We start from the raw sequence: 20683 nt of genomic DNA on the forward strand, positions 1-20683 counted from the left end.
TCATGAGCGACCTCCTTCGCCTGGCTACCGCCGGGAGTGTCGACGACGGCAAGTCCACCCTCGTGGGCCGTCTGCTGTACGACACGAAATCCGTTCTGGCCGACCAGATCGATGCCGTGACCCGTGCATCCGTCGACCGTGGCCTCGATACACCCGACCTGTCGCTCCTCGTCGACGGCCTGCGCGCCGAACGGGAGCAGGGCATCACCATCGACGTTGCCTACCGGTACTTCGCCACACCGAAGCGCAGCTTCGTGCTCGCCGACACCCCCGGTCACGTGCAGTACACGCGGAACACTGTGTCCGGCGCCTCCACCGCGCAACTCGTCGTCCTGCTCGTCGACGCACGCAAGGGTGTGATCGAACAGACCCGCAAGCACGCAGCGGTACTCGCACTTCTCGGCGTGCCCAAACTTGTTCTCGCCGTCAACAAGATCGACCTCGTCGAAGACCCGGCACAGGTCTTCGCCGACATCAGGGACGAATTCACCTCGCTCACGCGCTCACTCGGCTGGGCCGCCGAGGACGTGCAGGAGATTCCCGTGTCGGCGTTGCACGGAGACAACGTCGCCACCCGCTCGCAGAACACCCCGTACTACGACGGTCCGACCCTCATCGAACACCTCGAGTCCGTCCCGGTCGACGCCGATACGCACGGGCGGCACGATGTCGGCCTGCGGTTCGCGGTCCAGTACGTGATCCGGCCCCGCACTGCTCAGTTCCCCGACTATCGCGGCTACGCCGGTCAGATCGGCGCCGGTTCGGTGCGTCCTGGCGATGAGGTCGTGATCCTGCCGTCCGGAATCCGCACGACTGTCGAACGCATCGACACCGCGGACGGCGAACTCGACGTCGCGCACGCCGGCCGGTCGGTGACCCTCATCCTGGCCGATGATGTCGACGTCTCCCGTGGCGATGTCATCGCTGCTCCTGGAGCACCGGAGCCGATCGGCGAATTCGAGGCGACCGTGTGCTGGCTTGCCGAGAAGCCTCTGCGTCCCGGTGCTCGTCTGCTGCTCAAGCACGGCACGCGCACAACGCAGGCAATCGTCGGCACTCTCGAGGAGCGCTTCGACGAGCAGAACCTGACCTCTGTCCCCAACCCGGAATCGTTGGAACTCAACGAGATAGCACGGATCTCGGTGCGCGTCGCTGAACCGATCGCTGCCGACGACTACAAGGTCAACCGCCGCACCGGAAGCTTCCTGCTCATCGATCCGGCCGGTGGCAACACTCTCGCGGCCGGTCTGATCGGGAACGGGTTGTCCGACATCGAACTCGGAGATCACGTTCCCGCATGATCCCGCTGATCGCTGTCGCGCACGGCAGCCGTGACCCGCGCTCTGCGCGGGCCGTGGCTGCCGCGCTCGCAGCGGTCCGCGACCGGCATCCTGAACTCGATGTCCGGCTCGCGTTCCTCGATCTGAACAGCCCGTCGGTCCCGCAGGTCCTCGATGCCGTGGCCGCCGCAGGGCATCGACAGGCTGTCGTCGTTCCGTTGCTGCTCGGCAGCGCGTTCCACGCGCGTATCGATCTTCCGGCTCTGCTCGCGGAATCCGCGATCCGCAACCCCCACCTCGACATCGTGACCTCCGAGATCCTGGGCGACGACGAACTGCTCGTGTCGGCGGCGCGCGACAACATTGTTGCCGCAGGTGTGTCGCGGGACGATCCGGCAGTCGGAGTCGCGCTCTGTGCTGTCGGTTCGCGCCGGGCCGGTGCGAATTCGTCGACCGCGATGGTCACACCGCGCGTATTGGCCGGGACCGAGTGGGGCTCGGGCCGAACATGCTTCGCGACGGCCACCGAGCCGTCCGTGGAAGCGACACTGACGGAACTCTCCCGCGCGGGTGCGCGAACACTCGTGCTCGTGCCCTGGATGCTGGCGCCCGGACTGCTGTGGGATCGGGCGTGCGCCGCAGCCGAATCTCTGCGGGACGTGCACATCGCCGCGACCCTCACCGATCACGCGGCCGTCGGCGACGTGATCGTCGCCCGCTACGTAGCCGCCGTCGCTGCTTCCCGCATGCTCGTCGCCGCCTGACGCAGGTCACACGAGACACGGGCATCCGCCACTGCGAGTGTTCGCGCGGTATTCACCTTCTTCGGCTAGAACGGTAGCTACCCGTCCGTGGGCAACCCGTTCGTCGGGAATCCCGATCCGCGAGGAGAACGCGTGCAGAACGAGCTACGGCACTACATCGACCGTCTCCGCACCGAAGGCTATTCGGTCCGTGACGATCACGGCGAGGATCCCGACCTCATCGACACGCACGGACGCGCGGTCGACACCTGGCGTGAGAACTACCCGTACAAGAAGCGGATGGACCGCGCCACCTACGAGGTCGAGAAGTACCTCCTTCAGATCGAGCTACTGAAGTTCCAGGCGTGGGCGCAGGACAACAAGTCGAAACACATCATCGTGTTCGAAGGCCGCGATGCTGCCGGCAAGGGTGGCACGATCAAGCGCTTCCAGGAGTACATCAATGTTCGGCATGCGCGTGTGGTCGCTTTGAACAAGCCGTCCGACCGCGAGTCCGGTCAGTGGTACATGCAGCGGTACATCGAGCATTTTCCCACCGCAGGCGAGCTCGTGATGTTCGATCGTTCCTGGTACAACCGCGCTGGCGTCGAGCGTGTGATGGGGTTCTGCACTGACGAGGAGTACGAGCGGTTCCTGCGGCAGGTCCCGTTGTTCGAGCAGCTGATCATCGACGCAGGAATCTCCTTGACCAAGTTCTGGTTCTCGGTGACCCAGAACGAGCAGCGCACCCGCTTCGCAATCCGCCAGCTCGATCCCGTCCGTCGATGGAAGCTGTCGGAAATGGACCTCGAATCCCTCGACAAGTGGGATCTGTACACCACTGCGAAGGAAGTGATGTTCCGGCGTACCGATACCGACTACGCGCCGTGGACCACCATCAAGTCCAACGACAAGAAGCGCGCCCGCATCAATGCCATGCGCTTCTTCCTCAACCAGTTCGACTACGAAGACAAGGACAGTCAGGTCGTGTTCGCGGCCGACCCCAAGATCGTGCAGCGCGGAAAGGATGCGGTCGGCGACTGAACGCAGTGCGCGGCGGTGTCGGTCAGGAATCGAGATTCTCGATCGCTGGCGGCCCGATGTGGTCTGTACCACACTGGTGGCAGAGTAAGGAGAGACCACCATGGGCACTACACCGAACAGACGGGGAATCGTGGCCGGCATCGACGGTTCCGACAGTGCGCTCGGTGCGGCGCGCTGGGCCGCATCGATTGCGCTCCGCTTCGGCGAACCTCTTCAACTGACGCACGTCGTGCCGGAACGACCATCGAGCAACGGTGCCGCCGCAGACCGAGCAGGTGACAATGCGCTCGACGCGGCGGAGGCTGCGGTGCGTGCCGCACAACCCGGGGTCGTCGTCGAACGCACCGTCGAGGTGGGCAAGGCTGCACAAGCCCTCGTCGAGATGTCGAACACCGCACGCATGATCGTGCTCGGCCACACCACCACGAGCGAGCTGCAGTCCATGTTCGCGCGATCCGATGTGGTGCACACAGCCAACCACGCACACTGTCCGGTCGTATCATGGCGCGGCGAGCCGGGCCCAAGCGAACTCGATGGCAAACCTATCGTGCTGGGGGTCGACGGCAGCTCACTGAGCGCGGGAGCCATCGACCACGCTTTCGAGATCGCGGACAAGACCGGGGCACCGCTGACCGCGGTGCACACCTGGACGGAGCAGTCCACCCTCACCTACGGCGAGGGGTCACGGTTCACGGACTGGGACGCCTACCAGGAGCACCGGACCGCGGAACTTGCAGAGAGCCTGGCCGGCCACCGTGAGAAACATCCCGACGTCGAGATCACGTACAGCGTCGAGCGCGGCAAACCCGACGTGATGCTTCTCGAACATTCCGCGCACGCGCAGCTGGTGGTCGTCGGTAGTCACGGCCGCAGCACCATCGCGTCCGCGCTGCTCGGCTCGACCAGCCAGAATCTGATCCACCACTCGATGTGCCCAGTCCTCATCTGCCGTAGCTGAGAATCCCTGCTAGTCGGCGCTCACCACAACGGGCTCACCGGGCGCGCCGGTGACCTGCGCGTACACCGTATCTCCGGCCTTCAGACCGAGCGCACGCGCATCGCCCCGCGTGGTCTGTGCGATGAAGGGTTCGCCGGTGGCTGCGTTCGTCAGCTCGACGCGCACCTCGAATCCGAGATGCACCACCCGCTCGACGGTGGCGCGTGCGACACCGAGCTCCTCCGTGCCGGACGCCTGCGCGACCTCGAGTCCGGGTTCGTGACCGAGCCTGATGTCGTGCGGCCGCACGAGCCTGCCGTTGAACTTCGAGACGTTCCCGAGAAACGACATCACGAAGTCGTTCTCCGGGCGGTCGTAGAGATCCTCCGGCGTGCCGACCTGCTCGATCCGTCCTCGGTTCATCACGGCGATGCGGTCGGCGACATCCAGCGCTTCCTCCTGGTCGTGCGTGACCAGAACAGTGGTCACGTGAACCTCGTCATGGAGTCGGCGCAGCCAGGTCCGCAGGTCGGCGCGTACCTTCGCGTCGAGCGCGCCGAACGGCTCATCGAGTAGGAGCACCTGAGGGTCCACCGCCAGAGCACGGGCGAGCGCCATGCGCTGCCGCTGCCCGCCCGAGAGCTGAGCGGGGTACCGATGCTGGAATCCGTCCAGGCCTACGACCTGGAGGAGTTCGTCGACCTTCGCCGTGATCTGCCGCTTCGGGAGCTTGCGGATCTTCGGACCGAACGCGACGTTCTCGCGAACCGTCATATGCTTGAAAGCAGCGTAATGCTGGAACACGAAGCCGATCCCACGTTTCTGCGGTGATACGTGCGTGACATCGTTGCCCGCGATGCGGACGGTGCCGCCGTCGAGGGATTCGAGCCCGGCGATCGATCGCAGCAGCGTCGATTTACCCGAGCCGGACGGACCGAGCAGGGCCGTCAACGAGCCGGGCGGGATGTCGAGTGAGACGTCCTCGAGCGCGGAGAAGTCGCCGTAACTCTTGAACGCCCCGGTAACGGTGATCATGCTTTGGTGCTCCTCTTGCGGTCGAGCAATGTCATCAGCAGCAGAACCAGCACTGCGATGGCCATGAGCAGGGTGGCCGCGCTGTACGCGCCGAAAGTGTTGTGGTCGTCGATGTAGCGAGCATGGACGAGCAACGTGAGGGTCTGAGATACCCCGGGAAACCCGGACGAAACCATGATGACCGCACCGAACTCACCGAGCGCGCGGGCGACGGTGAGGACGATGCCGTACGTCAGTCCCCAGCGGATTGCCGGCAGGGTGATTCGCCGGAACGTCTGCCACTTGCCTGCACCCAGAGTCGCGGCGGCCTGCTCCTGTTCCTCACCGATCTCGTAGAGGACAGGTTCGACCTCGCGTACCACGAACGGCAAAGTGACGAAGATCGTCGCGATGACCATGCCCGGCAGTCCGAAAATCACTCTGAATCCCAAGGATTCGAGCCCACCGAACCAGCCGCCCGCACCCCACAGCATGATCAGCGCGACACCGACGACGATCGGCGACACCGCGAACGGTAAATCCACGACGGACTGCAGAAGTCCGCGTCCCGGGAATCGTCCGCGCACGAGTGCGAGCGCAACGACGATGCCGAACACGACATTGACGGGGACGACGATCGCGACGATGAGCAACGACAGGTTGAGCGCGGAGATCGCTGCGGGCGTCGAGATCGAGTCGACGAACGCCATCACACCGTTCTCGAAGGTGCGGTAGAGGATGATACCGATCGGTACGACCAGCAGTACCACCAAATAGCCCAGAGCGATCACACGCAGCGAGATACGCGAGAGCGGAGAGAGTTTCACGCGTCGTTCTCCTCACGGACACGACCGCGGTTCGCGACGAGCCGCAGCACGAACAGTGCCACGAACGCGATGAGCAGCAGTGCCACCGAGACCGCCGCGGCGTTGACGGGCCGGTCGATCTCGATCTGCTGCTGAATGTACTGCGATGCCACCTGAGTCCGGCCGGGAATGTTCCCTCCGATCAGCACGATCGAGCCGTACTCCCCGATTGCGCGGGCGAACGCGAGCCCGACTCCGCCGAGGACCGCGGGCGCCAGAGTCGGCAGCACCACGGTCCGGAAAGTCGTGAAGTTGTCGGCACCGAGTGATGCCGCGGCCTCCTCGACCTCTCGGTCTGCCTCGATCAGGACGGGTTGAACCGATCGCACCACGAACGGCAGCGTAACGAACGCAAGCGCAACGACCAGACCGGGCTGTGTCGCGTTGAGCTGGAGACCGACGGGGCTCTGCGGTCCGTACAGCGCGAGCAGCACGATGCTCGCCACGATCGTGGGAAGAGCGAACGGCAGGTCGATCAGTGCGTTGACGATCTTCTTGCCCGGAAACTCGTCCCGTACGAGTACCCACGCGATCAATGTGCCCATCACCGCGTTGATCAACGCCACCACGATCGACACGGCGACCGTGACGCGAAGGGTGGCCAGCGCATTCGGTGCGGTTACGGCGTCCCAGAAGCCACCGAAGCCTTCCGAGAAGGCTTCGGTGGCCAGGGCCGCGAGTGGCAGCAGGACGATGATGCTCAGCCACAGGGTGGCGATGCCGATCCCGAGCGGGCCTACGGCACCGGTTACTTTCGCGGCGGTTCGCCCACGCTGCTTCGGGACGGGCGCTTCTACTGGAGTACTCACGGTCGGGTTCTTCTGCTTCCGGCTCTATTTCGTTGCGTTGTCGTAGATCACGGCGATGGCGCCGGTGCCTTCGGCGAAGAGCTCGTCATCGACGGCACTCCATCCACCGAGGTCGTCGATCGTCCACAACGTTTCGGGTTCCGGGAAGTCCGCGGCGAATTCTTCTGCAACGGCAGGATCGACGGGCCGGAATCCGGCTTCACCCCACAGACGCTGGGCTTCCTCTGTATAGAGGAAGTCGAGGAATGCCTGGGCCTTTTCCGCGTTCGCTGAATCGTTGAGCACCGCAGCCGGGTTCTCGATCTTGAAGGTCACCGGCGGCGTCACATGCTCGACCGGATCGCCGTTGCGCTCTATGAACAGTGCCTCGTTCTCGTAGCTGAGCAGCACGTCGCCGGTGCCCTGCAGGAACGTTTCGGTGGCCTCACGACCGGACTTGGGCTGCACTTTCACGTGGTCCTGGACGAGGGCCGTCACGTAGTCGAGCCCGGCCTGCTGGTCCTGACCGCCGTTGCTCTTCGCAGCGTAGGGGGCAAGCAGGTTCCACTTCGCCGATCCCGAGCTGAACGGGTTCGGTGTAACGACCTCGACGTCATCACGCAGCAGGTCGTCCCAGGTCCGGATGTTCTTGGGATTGCCCTCACGCACCACGATCGTCACCACGGAACCGAACGGCAGGCCCTTGTCTGCGCCGGTATTCCAGCCCTCGTCGACGAGACCCGCGTCGACGAGTCGCGTGATGTCGGGTTCGACGGAAAAATTCACGAAATCGGCGGCGGCGCCATCGCGCACCTTGCGAGACTGGTCGCCTGAGGGGCCGTAAGACTGCTGGAACACGACTCCTTCGCCTGCGTCGGTCTCCTGGAATGCCGGGATCAACAGGTCGAAACCGGTCTTCGGCACCGCGTACGCATACAGGTTTACGGTGCCTCCGGAACCGTCGGCGCCCGTATCACCACCGACGGTATCGCTGGCTCCGCCACCCGAGCACGCGGTCAAGAAGGTGGACGTCGCGACGGCGAGCGCCGCCAGTCCGAGAAATGTGGAACGAATCGTCATCGTGGGTGCCTCCTGCAGGCTGTTCCGGACGGAACAGAGCGGACAGATCTGGGATTCGGGGAATCGGGGTCGATGTCATCGCGAGACCGCAGTAACGGTCGCCCGCCTCACAGAATCGGGCAGGGCACAGCACTCGCCTGAAGCCAGTCCACTGGAGAAACGACGACAGACGACACCACGGGGTCGCGAACCCGGTTGCCGGTGCGGTGGAACCGCTGACATCGGCGCGGGTGGATCAGCGACAACAACAGTCGATGTCGGCAACAGACGGCATGCCCACAGCAATCAACGCCAATTCGTGGCGTGCGCTGGGCAATGCGTTTGCAGACACTCGGGAGACTTTAGCAGAGCATGAACGGGTGTCCAGCAGGAAGTTCTCGACGCCGGAGTTCTACAGCGTCAGCAACCACGCGACGACTACGAGAACGAGAAGCGCGATGAGCGCCAGGGTCACTCGCGAGCGTGGCATGTCAACAATCCTCCGTGTTCGGTGCCGATGGTGCTGCTTCTCCGTTCCGTGGAGACGGTCCGGGTTCGCCTCGTCCCACCGCAGCGAAACCCGTGGCGATCACGCGGTCGAGCATCCAGGCCACCGCACCACCCAGCGGCACCATCACGATCAGCACCAAAGCGGCCTGGGGCACGAACGACAGGCCCGTGAGCCACAGTTCGAGCCCGTCCCACCACGATGCCGCCCGTTCCATCCCGTCCACTGTAGTGCGTCCGGTCGTTTGCCCTGCGTCACACCCGCGCCGCACCGATCATGGAGAGATGACCTCCGCCGCGCACACACCGTCATCCCTGCCGAGCCGCACACCGTTCCCTCCGATCGGCGACTACGGGTTCCTGTCGGACTGCCAGACGTCATGTCTGGTTGCGCGCGACGGTTCGGTCGAATGGTTGTGCGTGCCGCGTCCCGATTCACCGAGTGTGTTCGGCTCACTGCTCGATCGGAGCGCAGGTCACTTCCGCATTGGGCCGCACGACCGGTCGGTGCCCGCGGCCCGCCGGTATCTTCCAGGTGGTGTCGTGCTGGAGACGACGTGGCAGACCGAGACCGGTTGGATCGTCGTCCGTGACGCACTGGCGATGGGACCGTGGTACGACCTTCACCGACGCTCCGCCATCCAACGGAGGACTCCATCCGATTGGGAGGCCGAGCACATTCTCCTGCGCACCGTTCGGTGCGTCAATGGCACGGTCGAACTGAACATGAGTTGCGAACCCGCGTTCGATTACCATCGCGGCGGCACGCAGTGGGAGTACACCGGCGACGTGTACGAGGAGGCGACGGCCGTGTGCGCGGACGCACCGGACGAACACCCGCGCCTGCGTCTGACCTCCAATATGCGCCTCGGCATCGAGGGCCGGGAAGCGCGTGCCCGGACCCGCATGAGAAAAGGTGACACCGTCTTCGTCGCCCTGTCGTGGGGCGATCCGGCGCCGCCGCGCACCTTCGAGGAAGCCGCCACGAAAATGCTCACGACGCAGGACTACTGGCGCGAGTGGGTCACGACCGGCAGGTTCCCCGATCACCCGTGGCGCACCTACCTCGAACGCAGCGCACTGACCCTCAAGGGGCTGACGTATTCCCCGACCGGCGCTCTCCTCGCGGCCGCCACCACCTCTCTTCCGGAAACACCTGGAGGTGAACGCAATTGGGACTACAGATACGCTTGGGTGCGCGACTCCACCTTTGCCCTGTGGGGCCTGTACACACTGGGTCTCGATCGCGAGGCCGACGACTTCTTCTCGTTCATCCTCGAGGTGTCCCAGGGCGCCGACGGCAAGGACCACCATCCCCTACAGGTCATGTACGGGGTCGGGGGCGAGCGCGTACTGGAGGAATCGCAACTCGACCATCTGAGCGGCTACAACAATGCCAGACCCGTACGTATCGGCAACGACGCATACCGGCAACGCCAGCACGACGTGTGGGGGGCCCTCCTCGACTCGGTGTATCTACACGTGAAGTCGCGTGAGCAGATACCGGAATCTCTGTGGCCGCTGCTCAGCAGCCAGGTGGAGCAGGCGGTCGCGCACTGGCGGGAACCCGATCGCGGGATATGGGAAGTGCGCGGCGAGCCCCAGCATTTCACCTCGTCGAAGGTGATGTGCTGGGTCGCACTGGACCGCGGCGCCAAGCTCGCCGAGATGCACGGCCAACCCGACCACGCGGCGCGCTGGTCGGCAGTCGCCGACGAGATCAAATCGGACATCCTCGAGCACGGTGTCGACGAACGCGGTGCTTTCACTCAGCGGTACGGCGATCCGGCACTCGACGCGTCGAACCTGCTGATTCCGTTGCTCCGATTCCTCCCGCCCGATGATCCGCGAGTGCGCGCAACGGTACTCGCGATCGCGGACGAACTGACCGAGCACGGTCTCGTGCTGCGCTATCGGGTCGAAGACACCGACGACGGACTTTCCGGAGAGGAGGGAACGTTCACCATCTGCTCGTTCTGGCTGGTGTCCGCACTCGTCGAGATCGGTGAGGTGGAACGGGCGTCGATGCTGTGCGGACGATTACTCGATTTCGCGAGCCCGCTGAAGCTGTATGCCGAGGAAATCGACCCCGCGACCGGGCAGCACCTGGGCAACTTCCCCCAGGCTTTCACCCATCTCGCTCAGATCAATGCGATCGTGCACGTCATCCGTGCCGAACAACGCACCGAGTCAGGAGAATTCAAGCCCGCGCACGCGCGGCACTGAGCTCGTCACGAAGCGGCGACGGCCTCGAGCTGCGGGCGGAGTTCGTCGAGTGCGTACTGCATCGACAACGACGAAGGAAGGTTGAACGCGACGACGGTGGGATAATCGACCACAGCCAGTCCGCCGTTCGACACTGACGGCAGCTGATCGAACCCTGGCAGGGCCATGAGATCTGCTTCGGTCCCGCCGTTGGGAAGGATGACCAGCAGGTCTGCGACAAGTGCGTCGACGCGTTCGGGGCTGAGCGTCACGCGTCCGAAGGCAACACCGGCCTCCTCGACGAGCGCCGGCGGCAGGGTCATGCCCAGTTGCTCGAAGAGCACGGACGCGCCGTCGGATGGATCGGCGACGGCAACGAATTGCCGCTCCGCGAACATGAACTGGGCCAGGACTGCGGTCTTGCCTTCGAGCCCGGGGAGCGCGTACTCGTCGATCTCGGCGTTCCGCTCGGCGATGATCTGCTCGGCGTCGTCGGCGCGGTCCAACAGTGTCCCCAGGGCTCGGAGCTGGTCGGCCCAGTTGTCGACACCCGTCTCTCCGAGCGGGGCGACCGTGGGCGCCACTTCGGTGAGGGTGTCGTACGCATCGGCGGAGGCGATCTGCCAGTTCCCGAGGATCAGGTCGGGCTCGAGCGCTGCGATCGGTTCGATCGGCAGTGGCCCCTGCATCAACGACGAGTTTCCGCCCGTGAGGTCGACGGCATCCTCCGAGACCTCGCTCTGCCACGGGTATAGGCCACGCTCGTCGCCCTCGGACCCCGCGCTGAGGTAGCCGACAGGCTGGACACCGAGTTCGAGGAGTGCGTCGACCCATTGGGTCGATGTCGCAACGATGCGTTCCGGGGTGTCCTCCACGACCGTTGTTCCGAAAGTATGCTCGATGCTGACACTTTCGGAGACCTCGGCGGATTCGGTGTCGTCGGCGCTCGAACACCCCGCCACCCCGAATCCGACAAGAACAGCTACGGCACACGCAGACAGGGAACGCACACGCATCGAAGACGCCTCTCAATATTAGGTGAGGCACACCTTAACCCGTCGGCGCTCCGAATGGGAACAGTGTCAGCGGAAACGGCCGAGCAACTCTTCTGCCTGCGCGCCGATATCACGGATGACGTCGCCGGCCGGCCGCTGTGCTCGGACGAGCCCTGCGGCTTCGCCTGCATAGACGACTCCGATATCAGGGTCGTCGCCTGCGTACTCGTCGGCAAGGGTCTGCTCGTCCGCCCCACGGCCATGCCATGTCTCGGTGAAGCTGTTGACCAGGGCGCGGCCGCCCCACCGGGCGGGCCACGGCTGGTGGCGGGCCTTGTCGAACACATCGGTGTACACGGTGTCGGTGCTTCCGGCCGCGATCAACCGAGCGCGTGCATAATCCGGTCCCACAGTTTCCGGGCTGGCAAGCAGAGCCGTCCCCACCAGGGCGCCTGCTCCCCCGGACGCGAGCACGGCGGCAAGCCCGCGACCCGACGCGATGCCCCCCGCGGCGAGTACCGGAAGTCCGGTGGACTCGAGCACTTCCTGCAGCAATGGCAATGTCCCGATCCTCCCGGTGTGGCCACCGGCCTCGTGACCTTGCGCCACCACCGCGTCGACTCCCGCGGCCTCGACCACTCGAAGATCCTCGAGGGTGTTGATCTGGGAGATCACGGTGGCACCGGCGTCGTGAACCCGTTGCACATACGGAGCGGGGTCCCCGAACGACAGAGCAACCACCTGGGGACGGTGCTCGAGGACCGCGCCCAGAAGCGAATCGTCGTCGTGCAGCGACCACGTCATGAGACCGAAGCCGAGAAGCCCGCCGCCGATCTCGCGTGCCGTCCGGGCTTGCTGCTCGAGCCACTCGGCGTTGTTGTATCTCGCCGCTCCGATCAGTCCCAGGCCCCCGGCCTTGGTGACCTCACCGGCGAGAGCTCCACCGGCCCGTCCACCCATCGGCGCCCCCACGAGCGGAATCGTGATTCCGAATTCACGTGTCAGCCAGGTCTCGAGCACGATGGGTCCTTTCGCCGAGCGGTTACTTCTTGGGCTTGTCCGAGGACGCCTCCGACGACAAGGCCGCAACGAATGCTTCCTGCGGCACGTCGACGCGACCGATCGTCTTCATGCGCTTCTTGCCTTCCTTCTGCTTCTCGAGCAGCTTGCGCTTACGGCTGATGTCGCCGCCGTAGCACTTGGCGAGCACATCCTTGCGGATAGCGCGAATGTTCTCGCGCGCAATGATCTTCGATCCGATGGCGGCCTGTACGGGCACCTCGAACTGCTGGCGTGGGATGAGTTCCTTGAGCTTGGTCGTCATCTTGTTGCCGTACGCTGCTGCGGCGTCCTTGTGCACGATCGCACTGAAGGCGTCGACCGCTTCTCCCTGCAGCAAGATGTCGACCTTGACCAGGGCCGCTTCCTGTTCACCCGCTTCCTCGTAGTCCATGCTCGCGTATCCGCGCGTGCGCGACTTGAGGGAGTCGAAGAAGTCGAAGATGATCTCGGCCATCGGCAGGGTGTAGCGCAACTCCACGCGGGTCTCGGACAGATAGTCCATGCCCCCGAGCTCACCGCGCCGTGACTGGCACAGCTCCATGATCGAGCCGATGAACTCGCTCGGCGCGATGATCGTGCACTTGACGATGGGCTCGTAGATCTCGCGGGCCTTGCCTTCGGGCCAGACCGACGGGTTGGTGACGATGACCTCCTCACCACCCTCGAGGACGACGCGGTACACCACGTTCGGGGCAGTGGAGATCAGGTTGAGCCCGAATTCGCGTTCGAGCCGCTCACGGGAGATCTCCATGTGCAGCAGACCGAGGAATCCACACCGGAATCCGAAGCCCAACGCAACGGAGGTCTCGGGTTCATAGGTGAGCGCGGCGTCGTTGAGCTGGAGCTTGTCGAGGGCGTCGCGCAGTACCGGGTAATCGGAACCGTCCACGGGGTACAGGCCGGAATAGACCATGGGCCGCGGTTCGCGGTAGCCGGTGAGCGGCTGCGAGGCTCCACCGCGCGCGAGCGTCACCGTGTCGCCCACCTTCGACTGGCGCACGTCCTTCACGCCCGTGATCAGGTAGCCGACCTCGCCGACACCGAGGCCGGTCGTCGCTTTCGGCTCCGGTGACACGATGCCGACCTCGAGCAGTTCGTGGGTCGTACCGGTCGACATCATCTTGATCTTCTCGCGCGGCATGATCTTGCCGTCGACGACGCGAACGTAGGTGACGACACCGCGGTAGGTGTCGTACACCGAGTCGAAGATCATCGCGCGGGCAGGTGCATCGGAATCACCGACAGGCGCGGGTATCTGCCGGATCACCTCGTCGATCAGCTCGGGGACTCCTTCGCCGGTCTTACCGGAGACACGCAGGACGTCGGAGGGTTCGCATCCGATGATGTTGGCTATCTCACCCGCGTACCGATCGGGATCGGCGGCGGGCAGATCGATCTTGTTGAGAACCGGAATGATCGTGAGGTCCTTGTCGAGTGCGAGGTAGAGATTCGCCAAGGTCTGCGCCTCGATTCCCTGTGCGGCATCGACGAGCAGCACGGCTCCCTCACATGCCTCGAGCGCGCGCGAGACCTCGTAGGTGAAGTCGACGTGGCCAGGTGTGTCGATCAGGTGCATGACGTAATCTTCACCGTCGAGTTTCCACGGCAGGCGCACGTTCTGCGCCTTGATCGTGATGCCGCGTTCACGCTCGATATCCATCCGGTCGAGGTACTGGGCGCGCATCTGCCGTTCCTCGACCACGCCGGTGAGCTGCAGCATCCGGTCCGCCAACGTCGACTTGCCGTGGTCGATGTGCGCGATGATGCAGAAGTTCCGGATCTTCGCGGGATCCGTGAAGGTGGTGTCGGCGAACGTGGTGATGTCGTGCTCCTGACTCGGGCCGGCAGCGGCCTGGGGCCGCGGTCATCTTGAAGAATATCCAAGACTCGCAATCGCCGGGTCGTCGGCTGTGCCGACAGGTGGGTACCGCGTGCGCACCCGCACGGCTGCTCATGCGCGGGAAGCGTGGTTACACTGGCCGATCGTGGCTGGCAAGTGGATGGAAATGGGCAAGCAACTCGGGCGTCTTGCGGTCGAACACGGCCCACGGCTGTACAAGCAGTTGCAGCAGTCGGGAGCACTCGACCGCGCGAAGGGCGCACTGGCTCAGGACTCCGGCCGGGCTGCGCCCGTACCTGTTCCGGGTCGCCCCGTGGCTTCTCGCACCACCCCGACGGCGCAGCGTGCGCGCACGATCGAGTACTCGCCCGATCTCGACGGAAATGCCGATCCCGGCGAGATCGTCTGGACGTGGGTGGAGTACGAAGAAGATGCGAGCCAAGGCAAGGACCGTCCCGTCCTCGTCGTGGGACGCGAAGGTTCGACGCTGCTCGGCCTGATGCTCTCGTCCAACGGCGACCGCGACGGACACCCCGATTGGGTCGGGATCGGCACAGGCCCGTGGGATCGCGAGAACCGACCGAGCTGGATCCGACTCGATCGCATCCTGGATGTTCCGGAAGACGGCATCCGCCGCGAAGGCGCGATCCTCGAGCGTTCCCGTTTCGATCGGGTCGCATCACGCCTCCGCGCGGATTTCGACTGGACGTAGAAAGCCGGACATACAGTGCGGGCCAGCCGGCTGCTGCTCTACGACGCGCGCAATCCCTGGTTACGGCCGAACAACAACGTGTAGACGAGCGCACCGAGCGCGCCTCCGATGAGCGGGAACACGATGAACAGCCACAGCTGCGCGAGCGCACCGTCTTGATAGAACGCCACTGCAAGACTGCGCGCCGGGTTGACGGAGGTGTTGTCGATCGGGATGGCGATCAGGTGGATCACCGCGAGTGAGAATCCGATCGCGAGTCCCGCGTTGAGCACATCGGAGATCTGATCGGTGCTGGCAAGCACCACGAAGACCAGCAGGCCGGTGAGCAGGATCTCGATGATCATCGTGGCGCCGATTCCGTATCCGTTCTCGATGACTCCGCCGAGTGGTCCCTCGATCGCGGAGGGACTGTGCGGGCCCCATCCGTTTGCTCCCAGTCCGTCGGCTGCCCGGTCGTAGGACGGCAGCGACGACGCGACCGCGAAGATCGTGACACCGGCGATGAGTCCTCCGGCGACCTGAGCGATCCAATAGCCGACAGCGCGAACGGGCGTGACGTGCCCGACGATGAGCTGGCCCAACGTGACCGCCGGATTGACGTGGCATCCCGAGATCGGGCCGATCGTGTAGACGAGGAAGAGCAGCGTCAGACCGAACGCGAGCGCAACGCCGAGGTTGCCGACTTTCGCTCCGGCGAACACTGCAGTTCCGACTGCGGAGAATACGAGCACGAATGTGCCGATGGCTTCGGCGACGCACTTCCTGATATCCGAGAAGTCGTTCGGACCTGCCGCCTCCTGGGCAGTTTCATGTTCTGACGTCATGCCGTCAGTGTCATGCCGATGTCTGTGACGCGGGGCCGACTCGCAACATTGTTGTGAGATAGCCAACATTTTCGGGCCCACGGATTGCCGGCGCACGAGTGCGATACCGCCGGCTCTGTTTGGGCATTGACGGCCAACGCTGGTATCGTCGACCGTCGTGCCCTAGCGCACCCAGAGCTTTCCTATCAACTACCAGCAAGACGACAGGATTTTACGCGTGGCCAACATCAAGTCCCAGGTGAAGCGGATTCGCACCAACGAGCGCAACCGGCTCCGGAATCAGTCGGTGAAGTCCTCGCTGCGCACTGCGATCCGTTCGTTCCGCGAGGCCGCGGCCGCTGGAGACAAGGACAAGGCCAACGAGCTCCTCGTCGCCACCAGCCGTCAGCTCGACAAGGCAGCCAGCAAGGGCGTCATCCACGCCAACCAGGCTGCAAACAAGAAGTCTGCTCTCGCGAAGCTTGCCAACAAGCTCTGAGCCCTCAGCTCCGAGGTAGAGGACGCAAGCTCTGCTGACACGAGGCCGCACCTTTTCGGAGGTGCGGCCTTCTGTCGTATCGATGACGGGTCGTCAGGCGACCAATTCCGCGATGGTACGGACGGCGGACTCCACCGCATAGTCGGCGTCGGCCGCCGCACCCTTGACATCGGCGTTGAGTGCCGCGACCACACCGAGTGCGGTTCCGATCGATTCCGGTGCCCATCGACGCGCTTGCCCCTGCGCCTTCTTGACCTTCCACGGCGGCATGCCGAGCCCCGACGCCATGGAGAACGGATCTCCCCGCCCGGCCGATCCCACTTTCGCGATCGTGTGCACGGCATCGGCGAGGGCATCGGCCAGCAGGACATGTGCGACGCCCCGGTGCATCGCCCATCGCAACGCTTCCATCGCTCCGGGGACATCTCCCGCCACTGCTTTCTCGGCTACGTCGAATCCGGTGATCTCGGCTTTGCCCGAGTAGTAACGACGGACCGCGTTCGCGTCGATCTTGCCGCCGGTATCGGCCACCAGCTGACTGCATGCCGCCGCGAGTTCGCGTAGATCCGAGCCGACCGCGTCGATCACGAGTTGTTCGACGTCGCCTGCGACCCGCACACCGGCTGCTTGGAATTCCTGGTGCACGAACGCGCGCACCCATTTCGCGCGCTCCCCTGCCTTGTCGGGCGCCTGGCATGCGTGCTCTTCGGCACCGCACTTCTGCAGCGCCCCCACCATCGCCTTCGTGCGTCCTCCACCGGTGTGCAGGATGACCAAGGTGACCCCGTCGGGGGGTGCTGCAGCCGCGTCGAGAATCAAGGCCACCGCATCTTTGCCTGCGTCGGCGGCGGATTCGAGAATGACGACCCGGTCTTCTGCGAACAGCGACGGACTCAGAAGTTCGGCCAGTTCCGGGACACCTGCATCCCCTGCGCGCAACCGCGAGACCGGAAGGTTGGCGCCTGCACCACTGCGGGCACGTACCGTCGCGATGATCTTCGTGACAGCGCGGTCCACCAGGAGTTCTTCGTCGCCGAGAACCAGGTGCAGGGGTGTGTCGCTCACGGACCGATCGTGCCACGTGAGTCCGACACGACGGCCAGCGCCCCGGACCCGGCGCGCACCACGGCAATATCTCCGTGCAGGTCGGTACGCAGTATCCGGGAGCCCACCTCGTGCAGGGCCTCGACGATCTCCGGGTGCGGGTGCCCGAAGGTGTTGTCGCGTCCCGCGCTGATCACCGCCACCCGGGGGCGCACCGCAGCCAGAAAGGCTTCCGACGTCGTCCGCGAGCCGTGGTGAGGAACCTTGAGGACATCGGCGCGCACGTCGACCCCGCTGCGCATCAACGCGTCGAGAGCGGGTGCTTCCGCGTCACCCGGAAGCAGGATGCGTCCCACTGCTGTCTCGGCGACCATCACCAGCGAAAGGTCGTTCTCCGAGTCGCCGGAGCGTTCGGCCTGGGGACCGAGGATCCGGATCGTCACCGACCCGACGCGCAGTACCTCCCCGGCTGCCGCTTCCCGGATTCGCACTCCGAACTCGGTGGCCCGGCCGGTAAGGTCTCCCATCGTGTCTCGGCCCATCGCGCCCGGGCCCACGATCACCTCCCCCACCCGGCGACCCTGCAGCACCCCGCGCAAACCACCCATATGATCGGCGTGCAGGTGCGAGACGATCACGACCGGCACCGAGTCGATATGCAATCGTCGCAGGCACCGATCCACCGGTGTGGCCTCCGGTCCTGCGTCCACGACCACCGCACTCCCGTCACCGGCCGCGAGCACCACTGCATCACCCTGCCCCACATCGCAGGCCGCGAACACCCACTCGTTCGCCGGCCAGCCGGGGGCGAACAGGCGTAGTGGAATCCACACCGCGAGCACCGAGACCGACGCGACACCGGCAAGATCCCGAATTCTCCTGTAACGCATGAGGACACAGCCAGCAATAGCCGCGCAGCAGATCACCGCCGCTCCCCAAGGCCCGTCCGGTAGCGAGAACTCCGCCGAGGGCACCGATGCTGCGCGAGCGGCGACGGCAATGAGCCACCACAGCATCGGTGCTGCGCCGCGCGCGACGAACTCGGCGACATCTGGGACCACCGACGCACACAGCGCCACGAGCGAACCGAGAACGGTCAGTGGTGCAAGCACCGGCGTCACCAGAATATTCGCTGCCACCGCCACGATACTGACGGTCCCCGTCGCAGCTGCAAGGATCGGTGCGGTCACGATGTACGCCGCGCACGACACCGCGCACACCTCGGCCACCGCGCGAGGCCATCCACGCGCCTGCATCGACGCGACCCAGACCGGCGCAATGAGCACGAGTCCGGCGGTGGCCGATGCAGACAACGCGAATCCCACGTCGACCGCGAGGTCCGGCCACACCAGGACCAGAAACCCGATTGCCGTGCACAGTGCGGGAAGTGCCTGTCTCTGTCTCCCGGCGACGAGCGCCAGGAGCGCGACCCCTCCCATCGCGGCGGCACGCAACACGCTCGGCGACGGACGCACAACGATCACGAACAGCACCAGTGCCGTACCCGCAAGGACAGCGCCCGTCCGCGGGCCTATTCCGACGAACCTGACCAGCAACAGGATCGCCCCCAGCAGGATGCTGACGTTCGCGCCGGACACCGCGGTCAGGTGTGTCAGACCCGACACTCGGAAGTCCTCGCGCACGTCGTCCGGAAGTCGGCTCGTATCACCGACGATCAGTCCTGGGAACAATCCGGCCGCAGAAGGACCCAGTGCTCGTGCCGACACCTCGGCGAGATCCTCCCGGATTCCTCCTGCCCATTCTGCAAGAGCCGAAGGCGCTTCCGTCGCGCGCGGTGCGCCGTCGGCCCGGAGGATCGCCACCGAGGTCCCCGGATCCATGTCTCCCGAGGCCACATTCTCGGATATCCTGCCCCGCATGGTGACTCGCTGCCCCGGCAACAAATGTTCCCAACCGCCGGCGGGTGCGAATACCACCGCAGTGCCCCCGACTGCCATCGACTCACCGCCCAGCGTCACGTGTCGTATCGCGACAGGAATACGCACCTGTGGTTCACCACCGAACGGTGAACTCCGAATCAACCGTGGATCATCGGACGGTTCCACCACTGCGGTGGTCCACGCATCGGCCGGTGCCGTCGCGAGCGGATGGTTCTCGACGAACCACATCCGCACGGCGACAGCACCGCCGCATCCCGCAGTGACGACCAGAACGACGACCACTCCCCGCATCACCGAGCCCCGTGTCGACGAATGCCCCCTGCGCTTTCGCCGACACGGGGCTCCCGTACCCGCCGCCCATAGTGCGACGACCAGTGCCCCCACCACGGCAAGCGCGGTCACGAGAACCGAGATCCGCCAACCCCAACAGAGACCGACCAGGGTTGCAGCCCACACTGCGAGGGTGCACGGCAGGAGTCGGGCGTCCACTGAGACCGGTGGGGTCACACGGCCACCAACTCGCGTAACCGGGCCAGTCTGGCGGGGCCTATCCCATCCACCTCGGAGAGCTGCTCGACGTCGGTGAACGGTCCGTTGTCGCGTCTCCAGGCGACGATCGCCGCTGCGGTAACGGGACCCACACCGGGCAGCGCATCGAGGGCAGCTTCGTCGGACGTGTTGAGATTCAACGGATTCTGGCCCTGCCCAGGGCCACCATCGTCCCCACCCGCAACACCGCCTCCCGTCCCGGACACCGCGCTGCCTTCAGGAGCCGGGTGCGGCGGCGCCACTCCGACGATGATCTGGTCGCCATCGGCCACCCGCCGAGCGAGGTTCAGGCCGAGCAGGTCTGCGCCGTCACCGGCTCCGCCCGCCGCGTCGAGTGCATCCGCGACTCGCGCGCCCTGGTGCAGGTGCACCAATCCCGGCTTGGTCACGAGCCCGACCACACTGACCACCACCTCCGCCTGCGGCTCGGGCACCGGAGCACGCGACGATGTCGCGAGCACTTCGACAGCAGGCAGCGGAGGAACGGATTCGGGTACCGGACGGTCCCGCCACACGACGACGACTGCGACGAGAACTGCCACGACAGCCACCGCGGCGAGCGCCTTACCACCGCCGCGGCCGGCGTCCCAGCGCGCGGTACGCATCCGTTCGAGGACGCTCAGTGACTCGCCGGCCTCATCAGGTCGCGAACGGTCTGGGAGCAGGTCGTCGAACTCGTCCGGCTCGTCGTTCCCGACCCGACCGATCGTCTCGGATCGCACGATGGCGTCCAGCCGCGTTCTCGCGAGGTCTCCGTCGCTGCCCATGCCGTGACGCTAGCGCCGACCCGGGCGGTGAAGCGCTCGCGGACCACCGTGACGCGAAATCTGTGGAT

Annotated in this window: 20 protein-coding genes; 7 read left to right on the top strand and 13 right to left on the bottom strand. The window is 65.2% G+C overall.

The window, feature by feature from the left end:
- Positions 1-2 precede the first annotated feature (2 nt).
- The 4 genes from ACTDXD_RS26840 (at position 3) to ACTDXD_RS26855 (ending at position 4025) form a co-directional block, all read left to right on the top strand.
- Positions 3-1301: a sulfate adenylyltransferase subunit 1 gene (locus ACTDXD_RS26840; RefSeq protein WP_440125158.1), complete on the top strand. Its 1299-nt coding sequence runs from the start codon at positions 3-5 to the stop codon at positions 1299-1301.
- The gene (locus tag ACTDXD_RS26845; protein ID WP_440125159.1) at positions 1298-2044 is read left to right on the top strand and encodes a sirohydrochlorin chelatase; all 747 of its coding nucleotides are present in this window, start codon (positions 1298-1300) and stop codon (positions 2042-2044) included. The genes ACTDXD_RS26840 and ACTDXD_RS26845 overlap by 4 nt, the downstream gene beginning before the upstream one ends.
- A 132-nt stretch (positions 2045-2176) precedes the next feature.
- Positions 2177-3067: a polyphosphate kinase 2 gene (gene ppk2, locus ACTDXD_RS26850; RefSeq protein ID WP_440125160.1), complete on the top strand. Its 891-nt coding sequence runs from the start codon at positions 2177-2179 to the stop codon at positions 3065-3067.
- 100 nt (positions 3068-3167) lie between these two features.
- Entirely contained in the window at positions 3168-4025 is an 858-nt protein-coding gene (locus ACTDXD_RS26855) for a universal stress protein (protein WP_440125161.1), read from the top strand.
- 9 nt (positions 4026-4034) lie between these two features.
- Here the strand turns inward: ACTDXD_RS26855 and ACTDXD_RS26860 are convergent, their stop codons facing one another.
- The 6 genes from ACTDXD_RS26860 to ACTDXD_RS26885 all read right to left on the bottom strand — a co-directional run bounded on the left by ACTDXD_RS26860 (position 4035) and on the right by ACTDXD_RS26885 (position 8456).
- Positions 4035-5039: a sulfate/molybdate ABC transporter ATP-binding protein gene (locus tag ACTDXD_RS26860; protein WP_440125162.1), complete on the bottom strand. Its 1005-nt coding sequence runs from the start codon at positions 5037-5039 to the stop codon at positions 4035-4037.
- Positions 5036-5845 carry a sulfate ABC transporter permease subunit CysW gene (gene cysW / locus ACTDXD_RS26865; protein ID WP_440125163.1) on the bottom strand — a complete coding sequence of 270 codons (810 nt, stop codon included), beginning with the start codon at positions 5843-5845 and terminating at the stop codon, positions 5036-5038. The genes ACTDXD_RS26860 and cysW overlap by 4 nt, the downstream gene beginning before the upstream one ends.
- Positions 5842-6693 (bottom strand): sulfate ABC transporter permease subunit CysT, encoded by an 852-nt coding sequence (gene cysT / locus ACTDXD_RS26870; RefSeq protein WP_440125164.1) that lies wholly within the window; start codon positions 6691-6693, stop codon positions 5842-5844. Before cysT ends, cysW begins: the two co-directional genes overlap by 4 nt.
- A gap of 24 nt (positions 6694-6717) precedes the next feature.
- Positions 6718-7752, bottom strand: coding sequence for a sulfate ABC transporter substrate-binding protein (locus tag ACTDXD_RS26875; RefSeq protein WP_440125165.1), 1035 nt, complete (start codon positions 7750-7752; stop codon positions 6718-6720).
- Positions 7753-7987: 235 nt separating this feature from the next.
- On the bottom strand, positions 7988-8083 hold the full coding sequence (locus tag ACTDXD_RS26880; protein WP_374229841.1) for an Ms4533A family Cys-rich leader peptide: 96 nt from the start codon (positions 8081-8083) through the stop codon (positions 7988-7990).
- 139 nt (positions 8084-8222) lie between these two features.
- A complete protein-coding gene (locus ACTDXD_RS26885; RefSeq protein ID WP_440125166.1) occupies positions 8223-8456 on the bottom strand; it encodes a hypothetical protein in 234 nt (77 codons plus the stop codon).
- Positions 8457-8523: 67 nt separating this feature from the next.
- Here ACTDXD_RS26885 and ACTDXD_RS26890 point away from each other — a divergent pair, with 67 nt between their 5' ends.
- Positions 8524-10464 carry a glycoside hydrolase family 15 protein gene (locus ACTDXD_RS26890; RefSeq protein ID WP_440125167.1) on the top strand — a complete coding sequence of 647 codons (1941 nt, stop codon included), beginning with the start codon at positions 8524-8526 and terminating at the stop codon, positions 10462-10464.
- A gap of 5 nt (positions 10465-10469) precedes the next feature.
- On the opposite strand, the gene ACTDXD_RS26895 is transcribed toward ACTDXD_RS26890, so the two are convergent.
- The 3 genes from ACTDXD_RS26895 to lepA all read right to left on the bottom strand — a co-directional run bounded on the left by ACTDXD_RS26895 (position 10470) and on the right by lepA (position 14322).
- Positions 10470-11459, bottom strand: a complete 990-nt coding sequence (locus ACTDXD_RS26895) for an ABC transporter substrate-binding protein (protein WP_440125168.1) — start codon at positions 11457-11459, stop codon at positions 10470-10472.
- A gap of 66 nt (positions 11460-11525) precedes the next feature.
- Complete coding sequence (locus ACTDXD_RS26900; RefSeq protein ID WP_440125169.1) at positions 11526-12458, bottom strand: NAD(P)H-dependent flavin oxidoreductase; 933 nt, start codon at positions 12456-12458, stop codon at positions 11526-11528.
- Positions 12459-12480: 22 nt separating this feature from the next.
- Positions 12481-14322 (bottom strand): translation elongation factor 4, encoded by a 1842-nt coding sequence (lepA, locus tag ACTDXD_RS26905; RefSeq protein ID WP_440127820.1) that lies wholly within the window; start codon positions 14320-14322, stop codon positions 12481-12483.
- 163 nt (positions 14323-14485) lie between these two features.
- Between lepA and ACTDXD_RS26910 the strand changes: the two genes are divergently transcribed.
- Entirely contained in the window at positions 14486-15052 is a 567-nt protein-coding gene (locus tag ACTDXD_RS26910; protein WP_440125170.1) for a type II toxin-antitoxin system PemK/MazF family toxin, read from the top strand.
- A 38-nt stretch (positions 15053-15090) separates the two neighbouring features.
- Here the strand turns inward: ACTDXD_RS26910 and ACTDXD_RS26915 are convergent, their stop codons facing one another.
- On the bottom strand, positions 15091-15876 hold the full coding sequence (locus ACTDXD_RS26915; RefSeq protein ID WP_440125171.1) for an aquaporin: 786 nt from the start codon (positions 15874-15876) through the stop codon (positions 15091-15093).
- Positions 15877-16093: 217 nt separating this feature from the next.
- On the opposite strand from ACTDXD_RS26915, the gene rpsT reads away from it, so the two are divergent.
- Positions 16094-16354, top strand: coding sequence for a 30S ribosomal protein S20 (rpsT, locus tag ACTDXD_RS26920; RefSeq protein ID WP_169686152.1), 261 nt, complete (start codon positions 16094-16096; stop codon positions 16352-16354).
- Positions 16355-16447: 93 nt separating this feature from the next.
- Here rpsT and holA read toward each other — a convergent pair whose 3' ends face one another.
- The 3 genes from holA to ACTDXD_RS26935 are packed head-to-tail and all read right to left on the bottom strand — an operon-like array spanning position 16448 to position 20615.
- Positions 16448-17419, bottom strand: coding sequence for a DNA polymerase III subunit delta (holA, locus tag ACTDXD_RS26925; protein WP_440125172.1), 972 nt, complete (start codon positions 17417-17419; stop codon positions 16448-16450).
- Positions 17416-19806, bottom strand: a complete 2391-nt coding sequence (locus tag ACTDXD_RS26930) for a DNA internalization-related competence protein ComEC/Rec2 (RefSeq protein ID WP_440125173.1) — start codon at positions 19804-19806, stop codon at positions 17416-17418. Before ACTDXD_RS26930 ends, holA begins: the two co-directional genes overlap by 4 nt.
- Entirely contained in the window at positions 19803-20615 is an 813-nt protein-coding gene (locus ACTDXD_RS26935) for a ComEA family DNA-binding protein (protein WP_440125174.1), read from the bottom strand. Before ACTDXD_RS26935 ends, ACTDXD_RS26930 begins: the two co-directional genes overlap by 4 nt.
- Positions 20616-20683 lie beyond the last annotated feature (68 nt).

This window comes from Rhodococcus sp. SJ-3 (genome assembly GCF_051918125.1).
In the GTDB taxonomy this organism is placed as follows: Bacteria; Actinomycetota; Actinomycetes; order Mycobacteriales; family Mycobacteriaceae; genus Rhodococcus.

What these genes read in the sequence shown, in the direction of transcription:
- ACTDXD_RS26845 (WP_440125159.1), top strand. Translation starts at nt 1,298, where the DNA reads ATGATCCCGCTGATCGCTGTCGCGCACGGCAGCCGTGACCCGCGCTCT.
- ACTDXD_RS26935 (WP_440125174.1), bottom strand. Translation starts at nt 20,615, where the DNA reads ATGGGCAGCGACGGAGACCTCGCGAGAACGCGGCTGGACGCCATCGTG.
- ACTDXD_RS26915 (WP_440125171.1), bottom strand. Translation starts at nt 15,876, where the DNA reads ATGACGTCAGAACATGAAACTGCCCAGGAGGCGGCAGGTCCGAACGAC.
- ACTDXD_RS26885 (WP_440125166.1), bottom strand. Translation starts at nt 8,456, where the DNA reads ATGGAACGGGCGGCATCGTGGTGGGACGGGCTCGAACTGTGGCTCACG.
- ACTDXD_RS26855 (WP_440125161.1), top strand. Translation starts at nt 3,168, where the DNA reads ATGGGCACTACACCGAACAGACGGGGAATCGTGGCCGGCATCGACGGT.
- ACTDXD_RS26840 (WP_440125158.1), top strand. Translation starts at nt 3, where the DNA reads ATGAGCGACCTCCTTCGCCTGGCTACCGCCGGGAGTGTCGACGACGGC.
- ACTDXD_RS26895 (WP_440125168.1), bottom strand. Translation starts at nt 11,459, where the DNA reads ATGCGTGTGCGTTCCCTGTCTGCGTGTGCCGTAGCTGTTCTTGTCGGA.
- ACTDXD_RS26875 (WP_440125165.1), bottom strand. Translation starts at nt 7,752, where the DNA reads ATGACGATTCGTTCCACATTTCTCGGACTGGCGGCGCTCGCCGTCGCG.
- ACTDXD_RS26890 (WP_440125167.1), top strand. Translation starts at nt 8,524, where the DNA reads ATGACCTCCGCCGCGCACACACCGTCATCCCTGCCGAGCCGCACACCG.
- ACTDXD_RS26860 (WP_440125162.1), bottom strand. Translation starts at nt 5,039, where the DNA reads ATGATCACCGTTACCGGGGCGTTCAAGAGTTACGGCGACTTCTCCGCG.